Annotated in this window: 27 protein-coding genes; all 27 read left to right on the top strand. The window is 44.3% G+C overall.

Annotation, left to right across the window (positions count from 1 at the left end; translation table 11 throughout):
• Positions 1-68 precede the first annotated feature (68 nt).
• Positions 69-287 (top strand): YdbC family protein, encoded by a 219-nt coding sequence (locus tag ACMQ5W_RS06275; RefSeq protein ID WP_419024308.1) that lies wholly within the window; start codon positions 69-71, stop codon positions 285-287.
• A gap of 132 nt (positions 288-419) precedes the next feature.
• Positions 420-1,223, top strand: a complete 804-nt coding sequence (locus ACMQ5W_RS06270; RefSeq protein ID WP_419024306.1) for a rolling circle replication-associated protein — start codon at positions 420-422, stop codon at positions 1,221-1,223.
• A gap of 28 nt (positions 1,224-1,251) precedes the next feature.
• A complete protein-coding gene (locus ACMQ5W_RS06265; protein WP_419024304.1) occupies positions 1,252-1,668 on the top strand; it encodes a hypothetical protein in 417 nt (138 codons plus the stop codon).
• Between the two features lie 133 nt (positions 1,669-1,801).
• On the top strand, positions 1,802-2,215 hold the full coding sequence (locus ACMQ5W_RS06260) for an HNH endonuclease (RefSeq protein WP_419024302.1): 414 nt from the start codon (positions 1,802-1,804) through the stop codon (positions 2,213-2,215).
• 106 nt (positions 2,216-2,321) lie between these two features.
• A complete protein-coding gene (locus ACMQ5W_RS06255; protein WP_419024300.1) occupies positions 2,322-2,858 on the top strand; it encodes a hypothetical protein in 537 nt (178 codons plus the stop codon).
• Positions 2,855-4,549, top strand: coding sequence for a terminase TerL endonuclease subunit (locus ACMQ5W_RS06250; RefSeq protein WP_419024298.1), 1,695 nt, complete (start codon positions 2,855-2,857; stop codon positions 4,547-4,549). Before ACMQ5W_RS06255 ends, ACMQ5W_RS06250 begins: the two co-directional genes overlap by 4 nt.
• Positions 4,550-4,561: 12 nt before the next feature.
• Positions 4,562-5,806: a phage portal protein gene (locus ACMQ5W_RS06245; RefSeq protein WP_419024296.1), complete on the top strand. Its 1,245-nt coding sequence runs from the start codon at positions 4,562-4,564 to the stop codon at positions 5,804-5,806.
• Positions 5,784-6,371, top strand: coding sequence for an HK97 family phage prohead protease (locus tag ACMQ5W_RS06240; RefSeq protein ID WP_419024294.1), 588 nt, complete (start codon positions 5,784-5,786; stop codon positions 6,369-6,371). Before ACMQ5W_RS06245 ends, ACMQ5W_RS06240 begins: the two co-directional genes overlap by 23 nt.
• A 10-nt stretch (positions 6,372-6,381) precedes the next feature.
• Entirely contained in the window at positions 6,382-7,524 is a 1,143-nt protein-coding gene (locus tag ACMQ5W_RS06235; RefSeq protein WP_419024292.1) for a phage major capsid protein, read from the top strand.
• A gap of 46 nt (positions 7,525-7,570) precedes the next feature.
• Positions 7,571-7,858 carry a hypothetical protein gene (locus ACMQ5W_RS06230; RefSeq protein WP_419024290.1) on the top strand — a complete coding sequence of 96 codons (288 nt, stop codon included), beginning with the start codon at positions 7,571-7,573 and terminating at the stop codon, positions 7,856-7,858.
• Positions 7,833-8,153 (top strand): head-tail connector protein, encoded by a 321-nt coding sequence (locus ACMQ5W_RS06225; RefSeq protein WP_419024288.1) that lies wholly within the window; start codon positions 7,833-7,835, stop codon positions 8,151-8,153. Before ACMQ5W_RS06230 ends, ACMQ5W_RS06225 begins: the two co-directional genes overlap by 26 nt.
• 8 nt (positions 8,154-8,161) lie before the next feature.
• Entirely contained in the window at positions 8,162-8,506 is a 345-nt protein-coding gene (locus tag ACMQ5W_RS06220) for a head-tail adaptor protein (protein WP_419024286.1), read from the top strand.
• Positions 8,506-8,919, top strand: coding sequence for an HK97 gp10 family phage protein (locus ACMQ5W_RS06215; protein WP_419024284.1), 414 nt, complete (start codon positions 8,506-8,508; stop codon positions 8,917-8,919). The genes ACMQ5W_RS06220 and ACMQ5W_RS06215 overlap by 1 nt, the downstream gene beginning before the upstream one ends.
• Complete coding sequence (locus ACMQ5W_RS06210) at positions 8,916-9,383, top strand: phage tail terminator family protein (protein WP_419024282.1); 468 nt, start codon at positions 8,916-8,918, stop codon at positions 9,381-9,383. Before ACMQ5W_RS06215 ends, ACMQ5W_RS06210 begins: the two co-directional genes overlap by 4 nt.
• A complete protein-coding gene (locus tag ACMQ5W_RS06205) occupies positions 9,358-10,407 on the top strand; it encodes a phage tail sheath C-terminal domain-containing protein (protein WP_419024280.1) in 1,050 nt (349 codons plus the stop codon). The genes ACMQ5W_RS06210 and ACMQ5W_RS06205 overlap by 26 nt, the downstream gene beginning before the upstream one ends.
• 11 nt (positions 10,408-10,418) lie before the next feature.
• Positions 10,419-10,865 (top strand): phage tail tube protein, encoded by a 447-nt coding sequence (locus tag ACMQ5W_RS06200; protein ID WP_419024278.1) that lies wholly within the window; start codon positions 10,419-10,421, stop codon positions 10,863-10,865.
• A gap of 10 nt (positions 10,866-10,875) precedes the next feature.
• Positions 10,876-11,277, top strand: coding sequence for a hypothetical protein (locus ACMQ5W_RS06195; protein ID WP_419024276.1), 402 nt, complete (start codon positions 10,876-10,878; stop codon positions 11,275-11,277).
• On the top strand, positions 11,277-11,441 hold the full coding sequence (locus ACMQ5W_RS06190) for a hypothetical protein (protein ID WP_419024274.1): 165 nt from the start codon (positions 11,277-11,279) through the stop codon (positions 11,439-11,441). The genes ACMQ5W_RS06195 and ACMQ5W_RS06190 overlap by 1 nt, the downstream gene beginning before the upstream one ends.
• A gap of 1 nt (position 11,442) precedes the next feature.
• Complete coding sequence (locus ACMQ5W_RS06185; RefSeq protein WP_419024272.1) at positions 11,443-13,080, top strand: hypothetical protein; 1,638 nt, start codon at positions 11,443-11,445, stop codon at positions 13,078-13,080.
• Positions 13,081-13,091: 11 nt separating this feature from the next.
• Positions 13,092-13,508 (top strand): hypothetical protein, encoded by a 417-nt coding sequence (locus ACMQ5W_RS06180; protein WP_419024270.1) that lies wholly within the window; start codon positions 13,092-13,094, stop codon positions 13,506-13,508.
• A complete protein-coding gene (locus ACMQ5W_RS06175) occupies positions 13,509-14,477 on the top strand; it encodes an XkdQ/YqbQ family protein (protein ID WP_419024268.1) in 969 nt (322 codons plus the stop codon).
• 2 nt (positions 14,478-14,479) lie between these two features.
• Positions 14,480-14,773, top strand: coding sequence for a hypothetical protein (locus ACMQ5W_RS06170; RefSeq protein WP_419024266.1), 294 nt, complete (start codon positions 14,480-14,482; stop codon positions 14,771-14,773).
• 1 nt (position 14,774) lies between these two features.
• Positions 14,775-15,221 (top strand): DUF2634 domain-containing protein, encoded by a 447-nt coding sequence (locus tag ACMQ5W_RS06165; RefSeq protein WP_419024264.1) that lies wholly within the window; start codon positions 14,775-14,777, stop codon positions 15,219-15,221.
• Entirely contained in the window at positions 15,205-16,251 is a 1,047-nt protein-coding gene (locus tag ACMQ5W_RS06160) for a baseplate J/gp47 family protein (RefSeq protein ID WP_419024262.1), read from the top strand. The genes ACMQ5W_RS06165 and ACMQ5W_RS06160 overlap by 17 nt, the downstream gene beginning before the upstream one ends.
• Positions 16,244-16,777 carry a putative phage tail protein gene (locus ACMQ5W_RS06155; protein ID WP_419024260.1) on the top strand — a complete coding sequence of 178 codons (534 nt, stop codon included), beginning with the start codon at positions 16,244-16,246 and terminating at the stop codon, positions 16,775-16,777. The genes ACMQ5W_RS06160 and ACMQ5W_RS06155 overlap by 8 nt, the downstream gene beginning before the upstream one ends.
• Positions 16,778-16,790: 13 nt before the next feature.
• On the top strand, positions 16,791-17,126 hold the full coding sequence (locus ACMQ5W_RS06150) for a hypothetical protein (RefSeq protein ID WP_419024258.1): 336 nt from the start codon (positions 16,791-16,793) through the stop codon (positions 17,124-17,126).
• A gap of 10 nt (positions 17,127-17,136) precedes the next feature.
• Positions 17,137-17,630 (top strand): hypothetical protein (locus ACMQ5W_RS06145; protein ID WP_419024256.1); only part of this gene is annotated, 494 nt, incomplete at its 3' end.

Below are 17,630 nucleotides of genomic sequence, written 5' to 3'. Positions count from 1 at the left end.
GCCAAGGTCATGGGCGCAGAGCACCGCAGAGGGCATCGGAGGCAGAAATAGGAAGGGAGATAACAGAGATGGCAGATAAAAAATTAGAGTTTGAAATCACAAGACACATCGCAGTAATCAAAGAAGGCAAATGGGATCTTGAATTAAACAAAGTGGCCTGGAACGGCAATCCAGAAAAATATGATTTAAGAACCTGGAATAAGGACCATACGACACCGGGAAAAGGAGTCACAATGACCCGTGAAGAAGCAGCAAGGCTTTATGAGGCACTGGAAGAAATCATCTAGCCTACATTATATATAGGAAGAAACAAGCCTGGGACAAGCAGTCCCAGGCATAGCTATCGGCGGCAAAGCTGAGCGTAGGGAGCGAGAGCCTCCCTTGTATGCTTGGTAAGAGTATTATTAAGAGGGACAAAAATGAAAGTAGTAAGAGAAAGATGCATAGCAGGGAAAACAATCGATATGACAGTAAAAGTGTGCTCTGGAAATCATAAAAGAAAAAGAGCACCTAAGATGAATATCACATCTGAGCAGGTACAGAAAAATAATGACCGTTATGCAGCTAAAAAACTCATGCGAAAAATCAATGCAAATTTTGGGTATGGAGATTTACATATTGTCCTCACATACAAAATTGCACCCACACAAAAGCAGGCAAAGAAAGATCGTGCTGCTTTCATCAAAGCATTACGCAGGGAAATGAAAAGACAGGGGATCGATTTAAAATATATCGCTGTGACAGAATACCAACATGCGAGAATCCATCACCACCTAGTCATTAACAATATCAATGCCGAAGCCATAGAAAAAATTTGGAAAAAAGGGTATGTAAAATTCGCAGCACTTGATGCCAGCGGAAACTACGCTAAACTGGCAGAATATCTGATCAAAGAAACAACGGCAAGTTTCCGCTCTGACGAAAGCTCGTTTAAGCGCAGATATTCATGCAGTGCCAACCTGGTGACACCGATTGTAACCAGGAAGTACGTAGATGAGTCAGAACTCTTTGACGACCCACAACCGATTAAGGGATATTACATAGACCAGGATTACTGCCGCAGGTACGAACATCCGGTCACAAAACTTGAACATGTGGAATACATCATGGTCGCCATGGAAGAGCCGCGCAGGTTTAAGAAATGGCCCGGAGAAAAGATTGTAACCGATAGAGAATATTATAAAACGAACTATGGAGAGGAACAGCAGAGCCTATACCTATAGGCTTCTTTCTGCTGGGAAAGGAAAGCGGATGACAAGGCAAGAGTTAAATAAACACTTCTGGTTAAAACACGAGATTGAAAGTCAGCGAAAGCGTTTACGGCATCTAGAAGAGAAACCTTATGAGGGTGCAGTCGGAGATACCGTGAGAGATTATAAGTCGGGCAAAGGGATACCTGTACGGATTGAAGGAATACCGGCAGAGGAATTTACCAGACCAGTCATGATCGGTTTATTGAGAGACGAGGTGGAAAAAAATATACAGGAACTGGAGTCGGCAGCTGTAGAGATTGAACAATTCGTGCAAGGAATAGAAGATCCGAAACTCAGAGAAGTCATGCGCTGCAGGTTTTTGGATCACATGAAATGGGAAGAGGTTGGGGCAACCAACTTCATCGCACCTGATTATGCAAGGAGGATGGTGCGGGAATTTTTACGGACATTGTAAAGATGTCCGCTTATGTCCGCTTTTATTATGTTATATTGTATATAGGAGTTAAGAGATAAAACTCCGACAATAGTATATCCACAGCAAGGGAGACGTCAGTTCACGGCGTCTCTTTTGCTATAAAGGAATCAATATGAAAAAGAGCTGCAGTTATTGTGGACGGATACATCCGAAAGGTTATGTATGCCAACTAAAACCAAAGAAAGACATCGGACAGAACAGGAAGAAGAATAGGTCAGAAGCGGACCGGTTCAGAAGTACGATGCAGTGGCGCAGGTTATCAGAGAGAATAAGGGAGAGAGACAAGCATATATGTCAAGCCTGCCTGCATGGACTGGGGAGTCCTATCAGATGGAGACCGAGCGATCCTGTTGAGGTACACCATATAGATCCTATGGAAAGCGCATTCGAAAAGAAAGATGATGAGGACAACCTGATTACTCTCTGCAAAATACATCATGAAGAGGCGGAAGCAGGACGGATTGATACTGGAACACTAAAAACCATAGCAAAAAAGAACAACAAGGAAGACATTATTATATTTTAGCATCCCCCCTGCCCAAAGCTTATGAAAGGGGGCGGCCGTCCACGACCACATTGCCCCCACATACACATATGAAATTCCCACAACTGAAATTGAAAGGAGGGAGAAGATGCCGACAGCGAAGCCCTATTTAGTATTAGTTAATGAAAATAAAAGTCATAGAACAAAAGAAGAATTGTGCCAGCGAAAGCAGGCAGAAGAGCAGCTTTATACTGGAAAAATGCTCAAAGAACGGACAGAAATTAAGCAAAACGAGGCAGCACACAGTGAATTTTTGAGAATCAAGAAGCTGCTGAAATCTATAGGAAAAGATGATGACATTTTTTCCGGACCGATCAACCGCTACGCCCTCCTGATGGCTGAATGCAAAGACTTTGAGCTGAAAAGGGAAGCTGCGGCAAAGAGGATAGATGAACTGATCGAACACCAGGACGACTTTACCAATGCAGATGCCATGGTGGAATATTTTAAGACGCTGGCAGCCATGGAAAAACACCTTATTGATATTGACAAGCAGGTACAGGGCAAACGAAAAATGATGTTTGACATCGAGAAAGAAAGCCTGATGACCGTAGCGGCGGCGATGAGGAGCATACCGAAGAAACCAGAAAAGAAGAAATCCAGGCTTGAAGAGGCTCTTGAATGAGAATACAGGAAACTGTCGCCTATCAATATGCAAAATGGGGCATGCCGAAAAAAAACAAGAAGGTCGGGAAATACGTTAAACTCCAGGAGAAGCAGTGGCTAAAGATTGCCGATGGCAAAGTCAAGGATGTGTGGATAGACGAAAAAGAAGTCACGAGAATCTATAAGATACTCGACCTGATGGTTCATCCGGATCTGCAGGTGCCGATGCTTGAGGGGCTGGAACCTTATGCTAATCTCTTTATTGTCGCAACGCTTTGCACAAAAACGAAGAATGTCAACGGGCAGGAGGTAAGGTACTACGAAACCGGCCTGCTGGAAATTGCAAGAAAGAACTTCAAGACATTCACATCGGCGGTGATCTTTATCGTGCTCATGCTGACCGGATCAAAATATGGACGATTTTTTTCCGTTGCACCAGACAAGGACATCGCCAGCGAGATGTGGCTCGCCATAAACAAGATTATCAAAGAGAGCCCGGAACTATATAGCGAATATGAGCAGGCGTTTGAAATCCTGCGATCGGAAATCCGGTGCAAGGTCACAAATTCCACATACAAGCCGCTGGCATACGGCAAAGACCGTATGGACGCCAGGACGGCAAACGGGTTTCTGGCCGACGAAGCAGGAGCCATGGATAACTATCCGATAGAGGCAATGCGTTCATCACAGATCACGCTGGCAAATAAACTTGGAGTGATCATCTCCACACAATATCCGAGTGATGATAATGCACTGGAAGACGAAATCGACATGGCAAAGAAGACATTGGAGGGACTGCAGAATGCGAAAGTATTTGCTTTGCTGTTTGAGCCTGATGAAACCTTGAGAAAAGACGATACATGGATGAAGAATGACAATGCCATCTACCAGGCGAACCCGGTTGCCATAGACAACAAGATCGTCTTTGAAAGCATAAAAAATAAGCGAACTGAAGCAATACTTTATGAGAACAAGAGAGAAAACTTTTTATGCAAGCACCTAAATATAAAATACAGGTCGCTGGGCGTCGAAGGATATATCGATATACAAAAGTTCAAACGTTGCGTCAGGAAAAATGAAAAAAAGTGGTGGAAAGGAAGGAAGGTATATCTGGGGATGGACCTCTCACAGTCAGACGATAACACCGCCGTTGCCATGGTGACGAGCGATGGCGACACTTTATATATCAAGGTCTTCGGTTTTATCCCAAAAGGAAATATAGACCTAAAGACATACCGGGAAAAGCTTGATTACTGGAAGATGATCAAAAAAGGGTACTGCTTTGCATGCGGAGACGAGACGATCGACTACGGCTTTGTAGAACAATTTATCTTATCCCTTGAAGAGGTTTACGGCGTGCAGATCATGCAGTGCGGGTATGACCGGTATAACGCAATCAGCACTGTACAAAAACTTGAAGAGGCTGGAATTGAGTGCGTTGACATCAAGCAGCACTCATCGGTACTCCACTCCGCTACGAAACTACTGAAAGAGAAGGTTTTAAACAAGAAGGCTGTATATGACGAAAATGAACTCTTGGAAAACAACGTCATGAATGCCAGATGCGTAGAAGATACAAACAAAAACAAATACGTCAACAAGAAAAAATCTGCGGGAAAGGTGGATATGGTCGTTGCAACAATCAATGCAACCTATCTGTGGGAGCAGGAACAGCTCTACGGATCAGATTTTACCGTGCAGGTTGTTTAGAAAGGAGGAAGAATGAAGCTACCATGGAAAAAAGAAGAACGTGCGCAGAATCCGCAGACAGAAGAAGGCTTTGAAAATGAGTCACAGCTGATCAGGGCGATTATGAGCGGAGAGAAAATAGAAAAGCAAAAGGCACTGGAGATACCTGCGGTGGTTGCTTGTATAGATAAGATCGCTGCATCGGTGGCTGCGGTAGACTTTAAGCTTTACAAAGTCGTAGGCGGAATACCAAAAATGCAGAATGACAACAGGACAAAGCTTTTGAACGCGGAGACAGGGGATACACTGGACTCCATCCAGTTTTGGAAGGCTCTTGTACAGGACTACTTTCTGGACAAGGGCGGGTATGCGTATATCAATTGGCGCTTTAATGAGATTGAGTCGCTCCATTATGTGGAGGCGGATAAAATATCATTTCAGCATAACGCCGATCCGATTTTTAAAAAATACATGCTGTTATGCAACGGCAGGCGGTATATGCCGCATGAGTTTTTAAAGATCATCCGACACACGAAAAACGGATGGAAGGGAACGTCCCTCATTGATGAAAATAACGTACTCTTATGGGTAAGCTATGCAGAACTGAAGCTCGAAGGCAACCAGGTCAGCAAAGGCGGAAACAAAAAAGGATTTATTTTATCAGAAAAGAAATTGGAAAAGCATGCGCTTGACGCAGTCAAAGAAGCGTTCAGAAGCCTGTACTCGAACAATTCGGATAATGTCGTAGTGCTGAACAACGGCATGAAATTCCAGGAATCATCAAATACGGCGGTTGAAATGCAGCTGAAGGAGATGAAGGAAGCCAATGCGAAAGCGATTTATCGTATTTTCCAGATACCGCCATCGGTCATGGATGGCAATGCATCGGATGACGATAATAGATTATATTACGAAAGTGCAGTAAAGCCGGTACTGGATGCCATAAAGGCACAGATCAACCGGCTTTTATTGTTAGAATCGGAAAAAGACGACATGTACTTTGATTACGACATGAGCTCACTGATGAAAGGTGATGTCAAGAGCAGATATGAGGCATACAAGACCGGACTAGAGTCCGGGTTTATCACGGTAGACGAAGTACGGCGGAAAGAAAATGAAGAGCCAATCGGTCTGCCATTTGTGAAGCTAAACCTTGCCGATGTCCTGTATGATCCGACGACCAAAACGGTATATGCGATCAACACAGACAAAAGCACGAGTATAGAAGATTTGAAGAAGGGAGGAAAACAGATAGATGAAAGCGGAATTGAGAGCTGACGGACTGCACATTACAGGGTATGTCAATGTGCCGGGCAGGGAAAGCCGGCCAATCAGAAGCCCAAGAGGGAAATTTATCGAAGTTATCGAGCAGAGAGCGTTCCAGAGGGCGATTGACCGTGCACCAAGGATAGATTTGCTGCTTGACCATGACAGAAACCGGATCCTAGCAAGCACGGCAGATAAGACACTGTCTGCTGAAGAGGATAATGTAGGTCTGCGAGCAGAAACGGTTATCACTGACGAGCACGTCATCAAGGAGGCGAAAGCCGGGAACCTACGCGGATGGAGTTTTAATATCAAGAATCCCAAAGACGAATTCGAGGAGCGGGCGGATGGAGAACTGCCTGTCAGGAGAATCAAGGACTTTAATATGGACGAGATAAGCCTGGTCTTAAACAAAGTCCCTGCCTATCAGGCAACGAGCATCGAGCTCAGGGCAGATGACGAGGACGAGATGACCGAATACCGGGCATCAATGGAAGAGGTTATCGTAAATGAAAAGGCTGAACCGGAGAAAAAGCCGGATTTGTCGGAATACAGAAACAGGTTAAACAGATTATAGGAGGGCAAGGATGTTTGTTAAGAAATTAAAAGAAAAAAGAACTGAACTAAAGTCAAAAATGGATGCGCTGCTCAGCGGCGCCGAAGCAGAAGAACGAGCTTTAAGCGAAGAGGAAACGACCGAGTTCGAAGGATACGAAGAAGAAATCAAGAAAATCGACAGAACTATCAATGCTTATGAAAAAAGAGCCGAAGAAGAACTTGATGAAGAGGATGAACCAGAAGAAGGAACGGAAAATGAAGAGGCAGAAGAACGTGCCTTTGTAGAGTACATCCGTGGAACCTATTCGGAAGAGCGAGCTGATGCGAACCTGACGTTTGCAAATAACGGTGCCGTAATCCCATCCTCAATCGCCAACAAAATCATCGAGAAGGTTAAGGACATTAGCCCGATCTTCCAGCTGGCAGATACATACAATGTCGCAGGAAACCTGTCGATACCAAAATACGATGAGGAAACGCAGAAAATCACCATGGCGTATGCAGATGAATTCACGGAACTCGAATCAACATCTGGAAAATTCAGCAGCATCGAACTGAAAGGATTTCTGGCAGGGGTACTGACCAAGGTATCAAAGAGATTAATCAACAACGCTCACTTTGATGTGCTCTCTTACATCGTCAATAAAATGGCAGAAGCAATTGTATGCTGGATAGAGAAAGAAATGCTGATCGGAACAGAAGGAAAAATTGAAGGGATGTCCGGAGTAAAGCAGGTAGTGACAACAGAAGCTACAACCGCCATCACTGCAGACGAGCTCATTGACACACAGGAGGAAATCCCGGACCTTTACAGAGGTGCATCTATCTGGATCATGAATAGAAAAACGAGAAAAGCAATCAGGAAGCTGAAAGACGCTGACGGAAACTACCTCTTAAACAAGGATGTGACAGCCAGATGGGGATATACGCTCCTTGGAAGCGATATATACTGCTCAGACCAGATGCCACAGATCGCATCCGGGGAAACAACCATCTACTATGGGGACATGAGCGGACTAGCGCTTAAAATATCTGAAGACCCGTCTATTGAGGTGTTAAGGGAAAAATATGCGACGCAGCACGCTGTAGGCATCGTCGGATGGCTGGAAATCGACTCAAAAATTGAAGACGAACAGAAAATCGCTGCACTGAAAATGAAGGCAGGTGCTTAAAATGGTAAGGCTTAAAGCACTACAGTCCTTTGCGGGGCTGATATCGATGAGAATAGGCGAGGAGAGAACCGTCGAACTTACTGATAATATGCAGGAACTGGTCGCATGTGGGCACGTTGAGATTATTGAGGATCTTAGCGAGGACTACACTGGGATGGAAATCAAAGAGATGTCTAAAAGACAGCTGATAAAGTATGCCAAGGACAACAAGATTCCAATTGCCGAAAAAGAAAAGCACGAGAAAGTCCTGGAGCAAGTCGAGTCTCATCTGGGAATCAAGGACGAAAAAAGCGAGGCGGTGACACTGGATGAAGCCAAGCGAAATAACGACTGACTGCATTAGGGACTTTTTGCGCATCGATGAGATGGGGCCAGAACAGGAAATTATCGGAAAAGAGTTAGAATCTATGAGGAGTGCGGCAATAAAATTTGCCGAATCCTATACAGGGCTGCCAATTACGTCGGAAAGCGGAGATAGGTGCCTGGATGATTACGATGATGTGGCGATAGCCATACTTGCTATCGTTGCGGACATGTACGAGAACAGAGCGGCCAGTGTGGACAAGCAAACATACCAGAACAAAACAGTAGAGTGCATCCTATCGATGCACTCTTATAATTTAGTTTAGGGGGAAATATGAATCCAGGGACTTTAGACCAAAGAATAGGTATCTATAAAAATGTGGTTAAAACCAATGAATTGAACGAGGATGGATCTGAATGGACTATGATGAAGAGGATTTGGGCGAACGTGCAGCCGAGGACTGGATCATTAGTATCAGGGAGACCGGCTGATACGATGTTATCTAAAACAACACATGTGATTACGATAAGGGCGGAGGCTGTAAAAGATATTACGGTGGACTGCTATATCACATGGAAAGATGCCGCGGGAATTTCACACCGATTTGACATTGATTATATTCTTCCGCCGGTGCGCACGAAGCCAACAACAAGTATTTACGTGCAGGAGGTGATCTGATGGCAGATACAGGGATAAATGAGGTAAGTGCTAACATGGACAGATTGTTGCGGGCGTTTCCAAAACAAACTGAGAAATTTATGAAAAACGAGGCTAAAGATCTGAGAAAAAAGATGGTTGCATTCGCAAAATCGAAAGTAAAAAAAGTCACTGGGAACTACTTCAAAGGCTTTAAAGCCGGAAAAAAAGTATATAAGTGGCAGGATGCAGAATATAACGTCAGGGTATATAACAGCGCACCTCATGCCCATCTTATCGAAAATGGACACAGAGGCATGTATTGGGGACGAAAGGGAGGCTGGGTACCGGGAAAACATATTATGGAAGATGCCATGAGACGTTTCGAACCTGATTTTACTGACCATGTTGAAAATGAATTGGCAGACTTTGTCGTGAAGGAGTTAGAAAAGTGATAACTACGAAAGAAATAGTCAAGGCGGTAAATGCGAAATTGAAAGCAGGACTTCCGGATCTGAAAATAAAGTCAACAGATATTCGAAAAAATGTGGAACCGGGAAGCTTATACGTAGAATACCCACTGCCGATGTTTGATGGAACTGAGGATTTAAGACACGAAGCCGGGACGATCCGTATATGTTATTTTCCGGCTGATGAATATAATTATCGAATCGAATTTGCAGACATGCAGAAAAAGCTAAGTGAGTTGTTCTTTGGATCGCTAAAAGTTGCAGAACACTTCACCATTCCAATAAATGAACTGGAATTTGAGCAGTCTGACGGCGTGCTTTTGATAAGTTTTGATTACGAGACGTGGCAATATGTAACAGAAACAGGAGATGATATGGAGCATATCGAGGTCGGAACTGATATGGATCAGATAGGAGGACAGAATGGGACTACCAAATATAGTGGTTGAGTTTTTAACCAAGGCAAATACTGCAATCACCCGAAGCGAAAGAGGTATCGTTTGTTTGGTAATAAGTGATACCACAAAAGAAAGCAGAATCACGGAGTATAAGTCTATTTCAGACGTCGTAGAGACGGACTGGAGCGAAGAAAATTTGAAGATTATAAAAGAGACATTTTTGGACGGGCCAAGCAAGGTTTATGTGGCCAGAGTAAAAACAGAGGAAACTTTGACTAATATTGAAAAAGACTTAGACCTGATTAAAATTAATTGGATTACGCATGTCAATAACGATCAGACGGAAATTGTTGAGTATGTAAAAAAACGGAATCTCAAAGGTGGATCAGCTGCAATAAAAGCCGTCGTGTTTAATCAAGCTGCAAATGATACGCACATCGTAAATTTTACAAATGTAAAAGTTACTCGCTCTGACGGAGCTGAGGTTGACGGGTATAAATATCTAGGCCGCATAACAGGAATGCTGGCGGCGCTGCCGCTAGACCGCAGCGCGACTTACTACACGTTTCCTGACCTTGCATCGGTCCAGGAGCCGGAGAAACCGGGCGAAGCAGTTGATGCTGGAGAATTTGTCTTATTTAATGACTACGGCACAGTAAAGGCGGCCAGAGGGGTGAATTCTGCAACAACGACAGAAAAAGAAGACTTAAAAAAAATCACGATTATTGAAGGCATGGATTTGATGAAAGAAGATATCATCGAGACATTTAAGAACCAGTATGTTGGAAAATACAAAAACAATCTGGACAACCAGTCAGTATTCGTGGCAGCAATTAATACATATTTCAGGCAGCTGGGCATGAGTGGCGTGCTTAATCCAGACTTTGCGAACCTGGCCGCAATTGATATAGAGAAGCAAAGGAACGCTTGGGCAGATGCGGGGACTACAGAGGCGCTTGACTGGGATGATGAGACAGTAAAAAAGACACCGTTTAAATCCTACGTCTACATGAGGGCAAATGTCCAATTTTCTGACGCAATCGAAGATTTGGAATTTAGTGTATATATGAATTAAGGAGGTAAACAATGGGACTGTTTGGTAAAGAAAAAATTAACGCAAACCAGGTGATCAGCGGAACAAGTGGAAAAGTGTTTATAAATGGCAATAAATTTGCGAATATAAAAAGTTTTGAAGCAAAGCTGACCTTTGAATATGAAGAAATCGACCTAGCAGAAGACATGGGGAAACATCAGAAATATATGGGGTATCAAGGGGAAGGAACTATGGTATTTCACAAAGTCGATTCTTCTGTCCTACGGATGGTTAAGGATGATATCAAAAACGGAAAAATGCCAGAAATAATGATTGTGGGATCAGTAGAAGATCCTGCGGCACTTGGAGCAGAACGAATCCAGTTGATGGAAGTTACACTGGATGAGCTGATGTTGCTGAAATTTGAGCTAAAGACTGTAGGCGAAGAGGAAGTACCGTTTAAGTTTGCGGACTTTGAACCGCTAGATTTAATCGCATAAGGAGAAACATATGGAAAATGAAAAGATAAAAAGAGCCACGAAAGAGGCTTTGATTGCAAGGGCACAAGCAAACAGGGATAAGAAAAAAGAGTATAAGGAGTATTATTGCAAAGCAATTGATGCAAACTTGTTGATTAAAAAACTGTCAATAACGAGAGTCTGTGAAATCATGGATATGGCAGATGATTCCACATTAGCAGGGGACTTAGAATTGAGCAAGCAACTAATATATGAATCAGTACCATTGCTACAGGATAAAGAAATTCAAGATGCTTACGGATGCGCGGAACCATACGACATAGTGCTTGCCGTAATGGATGACGACATAGGAGAGTTGCAGCGCGTCAGCCAGACAATTTTATCGATTTATGGATTGGATGAACTGGATTTGGAGACTGAGATAAAAAACTAATGGAGCGGGATGGTGAAGCTGCCATGATTGGCTTTTACCTCCTGCGCGGACACACATTAGATGAATTACTTGGCTTATCCACAACGGATAAGTTTTTTTATTCGGCGGCTATGAGAATCTACTATGAGAGACTAGAAAAAATGGAAAAGATGGCAGGTGGTTGATGTGGCAAAACAGGCATATGTAGTATTAAAATTAAAAGATCAATTTTCCAAGCCGCTGCAGGTGGCTAAGCGAGGGACTAAAGAATTTGAGCGACAATCAAAATTAGCGGATCAATCAATCAAATACTTTGGCAATACCCTGAATAACAAGTTCAAAAAAGCCGTTAAAGCTTCTGCTGTAGCCCTTGGAGCGTTGGGATTGGCGGCTACAAAAGTTGGATTTTCAGAGGCAATAGATCTGGAAGGGTATCGTACGCAACTTGAAACGGCAACGAAAGACACGAAAAAGGCCGCTGATATTATGAGGTATGCCATAGACCTGGCGAATAAGACACCTTTTGAAGGTGGAGAACTCGTTGAAGGCGCGGCAAAATTTGAATCTATGGGAATGAGTGCAAAGAAGTGGCTGACTTATGCTGGCGACATGGCAGGGGCAACTAATAAATCGTTTGATCAGTCGGTAGAGGCCCTAATTGACGCACAGGCCGGAGAATTAGAACGATTGAAAGAGTTTGGTATTACAAAACGGATGATTGTGGCAAAAGCGGAAAAACTGTTTAAGAATGAACAGGTCGTAAATAACCAAGGGCAAATTGTAAACCAAAAAAAATTTAATAAAGCTCTCCTGTCTCTCATGAGTGACAAATTTGCCGGCGGCATGGAAAAACAATCACGGACATTAAAAGGGCTTTGGTCCACAGTAACAGGCGTAACGAAGAATGCCCTGGCGAATATCGTCGGAATGACCAATGATGGAGAAATCAGAGCCGGAAGTGCGATGGATATACTGAAAGGTAAGATCCAATCTGTCGCAGATACATTGGCCAAGTGGCAGAATGACGGGACACTGGATGCCCTAGCACAGAAGGTTGGTGATATTTTATCCGGAGCTATCCGTACAGCTGCAAATGCTTTTAAATGGTTAAAGGACAATCTATCCTGGCTGAAACCAGTAATCATGGCGGTAGTAATAGCGCTGACTGCATTTAATATTATAAACGCCATTGCAACCCTGATCCAATCATTCACGATTATTATTAACGTCCTAAAAATCGCTTTTACTGGGCTGAACACGGTAACGATTGGATGGACGCTGATTATAGGTGCTGTAATTGCGATTATCTACTTGTTAATCACAAACTGGAAACAGGTAGTTGTATGGCTGGGGAGATTAAAGGACCGATTCATGGCGGTACAAGGTCCGATCGGGGCACTTCGTGACGCGGTACTGCTAATAATCAGCGCGTTTAAAGACCTCTTTGACTGGCTGGATAAGACCGTAGGGAAAATTAAAGATTTTCTGGGCTTAGACACGAACAAGACTGTAAAAGTTACTACTATTGAAGAACATAAAGATGGCGGGCGAAGTGATGGCAAACCTACACGGCACGCACTCGGTACTACATATTTTGCAGGAGGACGCACAGGATTCTCAGAGGGTGGCCGCGCAGAAGAAGCCGTATTCCCATCCGGGACTAGAATAATACCTGCTGATAAGGCAGGAAAAAATTTGGGAGGTGGAGGCAACATAAATGTTAACCTTACCATCCAGGGGAACATGATTGGAAACCAGGAATATATGGAGATGATTGGATCATATATTGTGGCAAAAGTCCAAGCTGCCAAAGGAAACATTTAAGGGGGCAAGATATGAAAGTGACAATCAGCATTAACAATAATAAAAAAATTATTGTACTACCCTTTGTGACCACGGACATGATCAACATTAACTACGGGCAATCTCTGAACGAAAACAAAGAATCTGTAAAATATGGTCAGATTAAAACCATAGGACCAGAACCGCTTTCAAGCGTAAGTATTTCAAGTTTTTTTCCGAAAGGACGAGTAAGTTTTGGAGAACCGGACGCAAAAATTAATCCTATGACATATGTCTGTTTTTTTAAGGACAATCGGAAGAAACCCATGCGCGTTGTTATAACTCGAAAAAACGGAAAGGACGTATTTAACCGGTTGATGGCTTTGGAATCATTTGAAATAACGGAGATAAGCCGCGCAGGCGACTACTACTATAACCTCGATTTTGAACAATACAGGCGGGTGAAGTAAATGGCTTACAAAGTAAAATGGATACGAAACGGGAAGGCGAAGTACATAACCGCAAGAGTGGGCAATTTGTCTTGGTCAGACTCTCTGGACTCATTGGGTACAGAATTTAGCTTTGACTTTGCTAGGTCATATTTTGATAGCCAGTTTAGGAGCAGGCTATACAACGGTGACATCATCATAATATATAGGGATAAAACAGAAGTCTTGCGCGGCGTGATTACCGAGGTGCCAATCAACGGCGACTCTTACAAGGGATACGACTTTGCCTGGTATTTAAACAAGTCTGAGACGATTATCCAATATAAAAAGATTGCTGCAGATAAAGCCATCCGGCAGCTCTGCAAAAAGTATGACGTGCCAATTGCTGAGCTGCCAAAGATGGCTACATCGATTAGCAAGTTATATAAAGATATGGTCATATCCGACATTCTAAAAGATATCCTAACCAAAGTCAAAAAGGAGACTGGACAAGGTTATCGTATAGAGATGCGCAAAGGCAAGTTACACATTATTAAACGAGGCTACATCAAGGTCAAACCAATTTACTACGACCGGACTGGTAAAAAAATCTCCTGTAGCAAGGCCGCAAACATCACCGGAGCAAGATCCATAGAGGAGTTACGCAACCAGGTGATTGTCGCAGGCAGTGGAGATAAAAAAGCGAAGATCAAAGCCACAGCCAAGAGCTCATCATCCATTAAAAAATATGGACTTTTGAGCGTAGTAGAGACCAAAGACAAACTGACGGCGGCCAAGGCACGCAACATCGCCAAAAATAAGCTCAAAGAACTGAACAAGGTTGCAGTATCTTTTACCGCCGAGATGCCGGGCAATAATCTAGTCAGAGCCGGCCGAAAGCTGTATTTTGACCGCCCAGAGGTTGGGATAAAGGGATGGTATACGGTAAAATCCTGTACACATACCGTTAACAATGGCCTGCACTGGATGTCATGCGAAATGGAGGTGTAGACATGGGTTGGGAACATGAAATGGCTCAGATGATCAAATCCACAGGAGAACATGCAAAAGAAAAAGCAATTGAGGATGCATCGGTTTCTATTGGCACCATCGAACAGGTGGATCCGTTAAAGATATCAACGCTAGGAGGAGAGGGGATGTATGAAGAAGACGATGATGACATCGTCCAGAGCAGAACATTTTTGCGTTTATCGAATGACATAAAGAAAAAGGGCGCAAAAGTAATAGTAATGCCAATAGACGACCTTAACACTATAGCGGTGCTGGACGTTGTGGAAGGAGGTTAAAATGATATTTCCTGAAATAGATTATGATTTCGAGGCGGAAGAAATGGAAGTGGAGATGCAGTCTACTATGATAGGGCGCACTCCACTTTTTGATTTTAAAAAAAACCGATACGTTCTAAGAGACGGAAAAATAGTAGAGTGCACCCAGGAAGAGGCTGTAAGGCAATGGGTAGGATTTTTGATCAAAACCGCAGCGGACAAATTTGCAGTCTACGATGACACGGAATTTGGCACATATATTGAGAACTATATCGGTTACAAAGATCCGGCCTTTGTAGCGTCCGAAATCAAGAGGGAAATTGAAGAAAAAGTAGAACTGAATCGGGCCATAGAATCAATAGAAGATTTTGACTATACGAAAGAGGGAGGAACGATGCACGTCTCCCTTACTGTCGTTATGACGGATCAAATGGAAGTGGAGGTAGAAACGGATGTCGACGAGGGGTGAAAATATACGGAACAACATCTCCGCAGATTACGAAAAGACGCCAGGGTATCTACTATGGGATATATCCGAGGCAGTTGGACAGGTGATGGATATCCAGGATGCGGAGCTTGCGGGGATACGGTCAATTTTTGACGTAGATAATCTGGAGGGAGATATGCTGGAGAGGGCCGTAAGGCAGCGCAGAGGACTTGAGCGCAAAGCGGCCACTTACGCAGTCGGAATTTTGGAGATAATCGGATCCGGAAACATAAACCAGGGAGATCTCTTTGAAACGGAAAATGGCGTACAGTTTAGGGCTACTGAGACAGCAGAGATTATGGAGGCCGGAAGTGTGGCCATTGAGGCTATAGAGCCTGGAAATGTTGGTGTGGTCGGCGCAAATACCATCACGCAGATGCCGGTTACCCTTGCGGGAATCGTCTCCTGCAATAATCCGGAGCCGACACATGACGGATATGACGCTGAGTCAGACGACAGCTTGAGGCAGAGGTATTATGCAAAGCTTAGGACGCCGGATAGCGGGGCAAATAAATATGCTTACCGAAATTGGGCACTTGAGGTACCAGGCGTCGGCGATGCGCAGATTCATCCGTTGGGTCACGGAGACAATACGGTTGACGTAGTGATTATTAACACTGACAAGCTGCCGGCATCGCCAGACCTTGTGGCTGATGTGCAGGAGTATATCGATCCTGGCTCTTCCGGGCGTGGTGAGGGAGCCGCCATGATGGGGGCGCACTGCTACGTATCTAGTGCGACAGGTCTTGAGATAAATCTGACAGGTAAGCTGATTATCAATGCGCAGCAGGCAGACGTAGAGGCTGCGGTCAAGCAGTCGGTTAAGTCCTACCTTGCGAGTATTGCTTACAGCGGCTACAACATATCCTACGCGCAGATCAACAACGCCGTTCTGGAGACGGCAGGTGTTTTAGATGTGGAAAACCTTAAAATCAATAGCGGAATTTCTAACGTCGAAGTACCGGATAGATCCGTGGGAATCTTGGGAACGGTGGTGTTTAGTTATGCGTAAAGACGACGTGATAAAACGTATCAATAAGCTAAATGCCGTGGATCCCATGGTAGACAATGTGATTGCTGCAATTGCTGCAGAGATGGATCGGACAGATCAGGATGCACAGCAGATTATTGCTGATATGTACTTTGACACCTGCTCCGAGCAGATGCTGGAGTTTTACGAGCACGAGGCGGGCATAACGCCACTATGGGGGCAAGACATTGACGGCAGGAGATCGGCCGTAGAAGCAAAATGGAAATCATCTGGAAAAATTGATATCGCAATGCTGCAGGCAGTCGCTGACAGCTGGCAGCACGGAAAAGTTGATGTGGACTTTGTAAACAACAAGATTCAGATTACTTTTGTTGATCAATTTGGTTTGCCGTCAGACAGAGCGGGCCTGGAGCTGGCTCTAGACGAAGTAAAACCGGCACATCTGCCGATTATATATTTTGTAAGATACTTGATGATTGCAGATGTGGAGGCAATGACGCTTAACGAGATGCAGTCATGCATATTAAGTGACTTTGCTTTTGAGTAGGAAGGAGGACAAGATGGGATGGACACCACTTAACTTTTTTAAGTATGACCCGAGCAAAGATGATTTTAGCAAGACGGCGTTTAATGTCAAGCAAGCATTAAATAATAACTGGGATCATCTCGCGATCTTGATAGATGAGATCAGGCGCGCGATTGGATTAACTGATATCGATTGCGGAAGCTGGGAGGAGACGCCGGTTACTTTACATAACGCATCTGCCATGGCGCACGTTAACTTAAATGCCGATGGTAATGCCAACGGGGTTGTAAGCACTGGAGGCGAGCTGGCGGCACACGAAACGGACCCAAACGCCCACCCTAACATCATATTGGACGGAAATAACAATTAAGGAGGATAATATGGCAAAGATACAAATTAAGAGGGGCCTGCAGGCAGGCGTAGAAAAGCTCGTGCTGGCCGAAGGAGAACTTGCCGTCGCACTTGACACGGGCAATGTATACGTGGGCACGACAGCAGGCACCATGCTGGTTAACCCGGACGGCGGAATCGCGGATGAGGCGGTTAAGTTGAGAAACAGAAGAGAGTTCTCGGTATCAGGAGACGGCACAGCACAGCCGGTCACCTTCGACGGCACCGGTAACGTGGCGCTGATCCTGGCTCTGGCGATGATGCCGGGCCTGACGGCAGGAACATATACCAAGCTGACCGTAGACGGCAAAGGGCGTGTGACGGGTGCGGCCAATATTGAGATAACGGATCTGCCGTCCATCCCTGCATCCAAGATCACAGGACTAGGGACGGCGGCAAGTCAGAATACGGGAAAAGCCAGCGGCAACGTCGTCGTCGTGGAATCAAACGGCAAGATTGCAGATTCCCTGATTCCATCCCTGGC

Source organism: Emergencia sp. (assembly GCF_048465375.1).
Lineage (GTDB): Bacteria > Bacillota > Clostridia > Peptostreptococcales > Anaerovoracaceae > Senimuribacter.
This window is presented reverse-complemented; position numbering and strand designations above follow the sequence as displayed.

Coding starts and splice junctions, on each gene's coding strand:
- ACMQ5W_RS06275 (WP_419024308.1), top strand. CDS start 69: ATGGCAGATAAAAAATTAGAGTTTGAAATCACAAGACACATCGCAGTA.
- ACMQ5W_RS06270 (WP_419024306.1), top strand. CDS start 420: ATGAAAGTAGTAAGAGAAAGATGCATAGCAGGGAAAACAATCGATATG.
- ACMQ5W_RS06265 (WP_419024304.1), top strand. CDS start 1,252: ATGACAAGGCAAGAGTTAAATAAACACTTCTGGTTAAAACACGAGATT.
- ACMQ5W_RS06260 (WP_419024302.1), top strand. CDS start 1,802: ATGAAAAAGAGCTGCAGTTATTGTGGACGGATACATCCGAAAGGTTAT.
- ACMQ5W_RS06255 (WP_419024300.1), top strand. CDS start 2,322: ATGCCGACAGCGAAGCCCTATTTAGTATTAGTTAATGAAAATAAAAGT.
- ACMQ5W_RS06250 (WP_419024298.1), top strand. CDS start 2,855: ATGAGAATACAGGAAACTGTCGCCTATCAATATGCAAAATGGGGCATG.
- ACMQ5W_RS06245 (WP_419024296.1), top strand. CDS start 4,562: ATGAAGCTACCATGGAAAAAAGAAGAACGTGCGCAGAATCCGCAGACA.
- ACMQ5W_RS06240 (WP_419024294.1), top strand. CDS start 5,784: ATGAAAGCGGAATTGAGAGCTGACGGACTGCACATTACAGGGTATGTC.
- ACMQ5W_RS06235 (WP_419024292.1), top strand. CDS start 6,382: ATGTTTGTTAAGAAATTAAAAGAAAAAAGAACTGAACTAAAGTCAAAA.
- ACMQ5W_RS06230 (WP_419024290.1), top strand. CDS start 7,571: ATGAGAATAGGCGAGGAGAGAACCGTCGAACTTACTGATAATATGCAG.
- ACMQ5W_RS06225 (WP_419024288.1), top strand. CDS start 7,833: ATGAAGCCAAGCGAAATAACGACTGACTGCATTAGGGACTTTTTGCGC.
- ACMQ5W_RS06220 (WP_419024286.1), top strand. CDS start 8,162: ATGAATCCAGGGACTTTAGACCAAAGAATAGGTATCTATAAAAATGTG.
- ACMQ5W_RS06215 (WP_419024284.1), top strand. CDS start 8,506: ATGGCAGATACAGGGATAAATGAGGTAAGTGCTAACATGGACAGATTG.
- ACMQ5W_RS06205 (WP_419024280.1), top strand. CDS start 9,358: ATGGGACTACCAAATATAGTGGTTGAGTTTTTAACCAAGGCAAATACT.
- ACMQ5W_RS06200 (WP_419024278.1), top strand. CDS start 10,419: ATGGGACTGTTTGGTAAAGAAAAAATTAACGCAAACCAGGTGATCAGC.
- ACMQ5W_RS06195 (WP_419024276.1), top strand. CDS start 10,876: ATGGAAAATGAAAAGATAAAAAGAGCCACGAAAGAGGCTTTGATTGCA.
- ACMQ5W_RS06190 (WP_419024274.1), top strand. CDS start 11,277: ATGGAGCGGGATGGTGAAGCTGCCATGATTGGCTTTTACCTCCTGCGC.
- ACMQ5W_RS06180 (WP_419024270.1), top strand. CDS start 13,092: ATGAAAGTGACAATCAGCATTAACAATAATAAAAAAATTATTGTACTA.
- ACMQ5W_RS06175 (WP_419024268.1), top strand. CDS start 13,509: ATGGCTTACAAAGTAAAATGGATACGAAACGGGAAGGCGAAGTACATA.
- ACMQ5W_RS06170 (WP_419024266.1), top strand. CDS start 14,480: ATGGGTTGGGAACATGAAATGGCTCAGATGATCAAATCCACAGGAGAA.
- ACMQ5W_RS06165 (WP_419024264.1), top strand. CDS start 14,775: ATGATATTTCCTGAAATAGATTATGATTTCGAGGCGGAAGAAATGGAA.
- ACMQ5W_RS06160 (WP_419024262.1), top strand. CDS start 15,205: ATGTCGACGAGGGGTGAAAATATACGGAACAACATCTCCGCAGATTAC.
- ACMQ5W_RS06155 (WP_419024260.1), top strand. CDS start 16,244: ATGCGTAAAGACGACGTGATAAAACGTATCAATAAGCTAAATGCCGTG.
- ACMQ5W_RS06150 (WP_419024258.1), top strand. CDS start 16,791: ATGGGATGGACACCACTTAACTTTTTTAAGTATGACCCGAGCAAAGAT.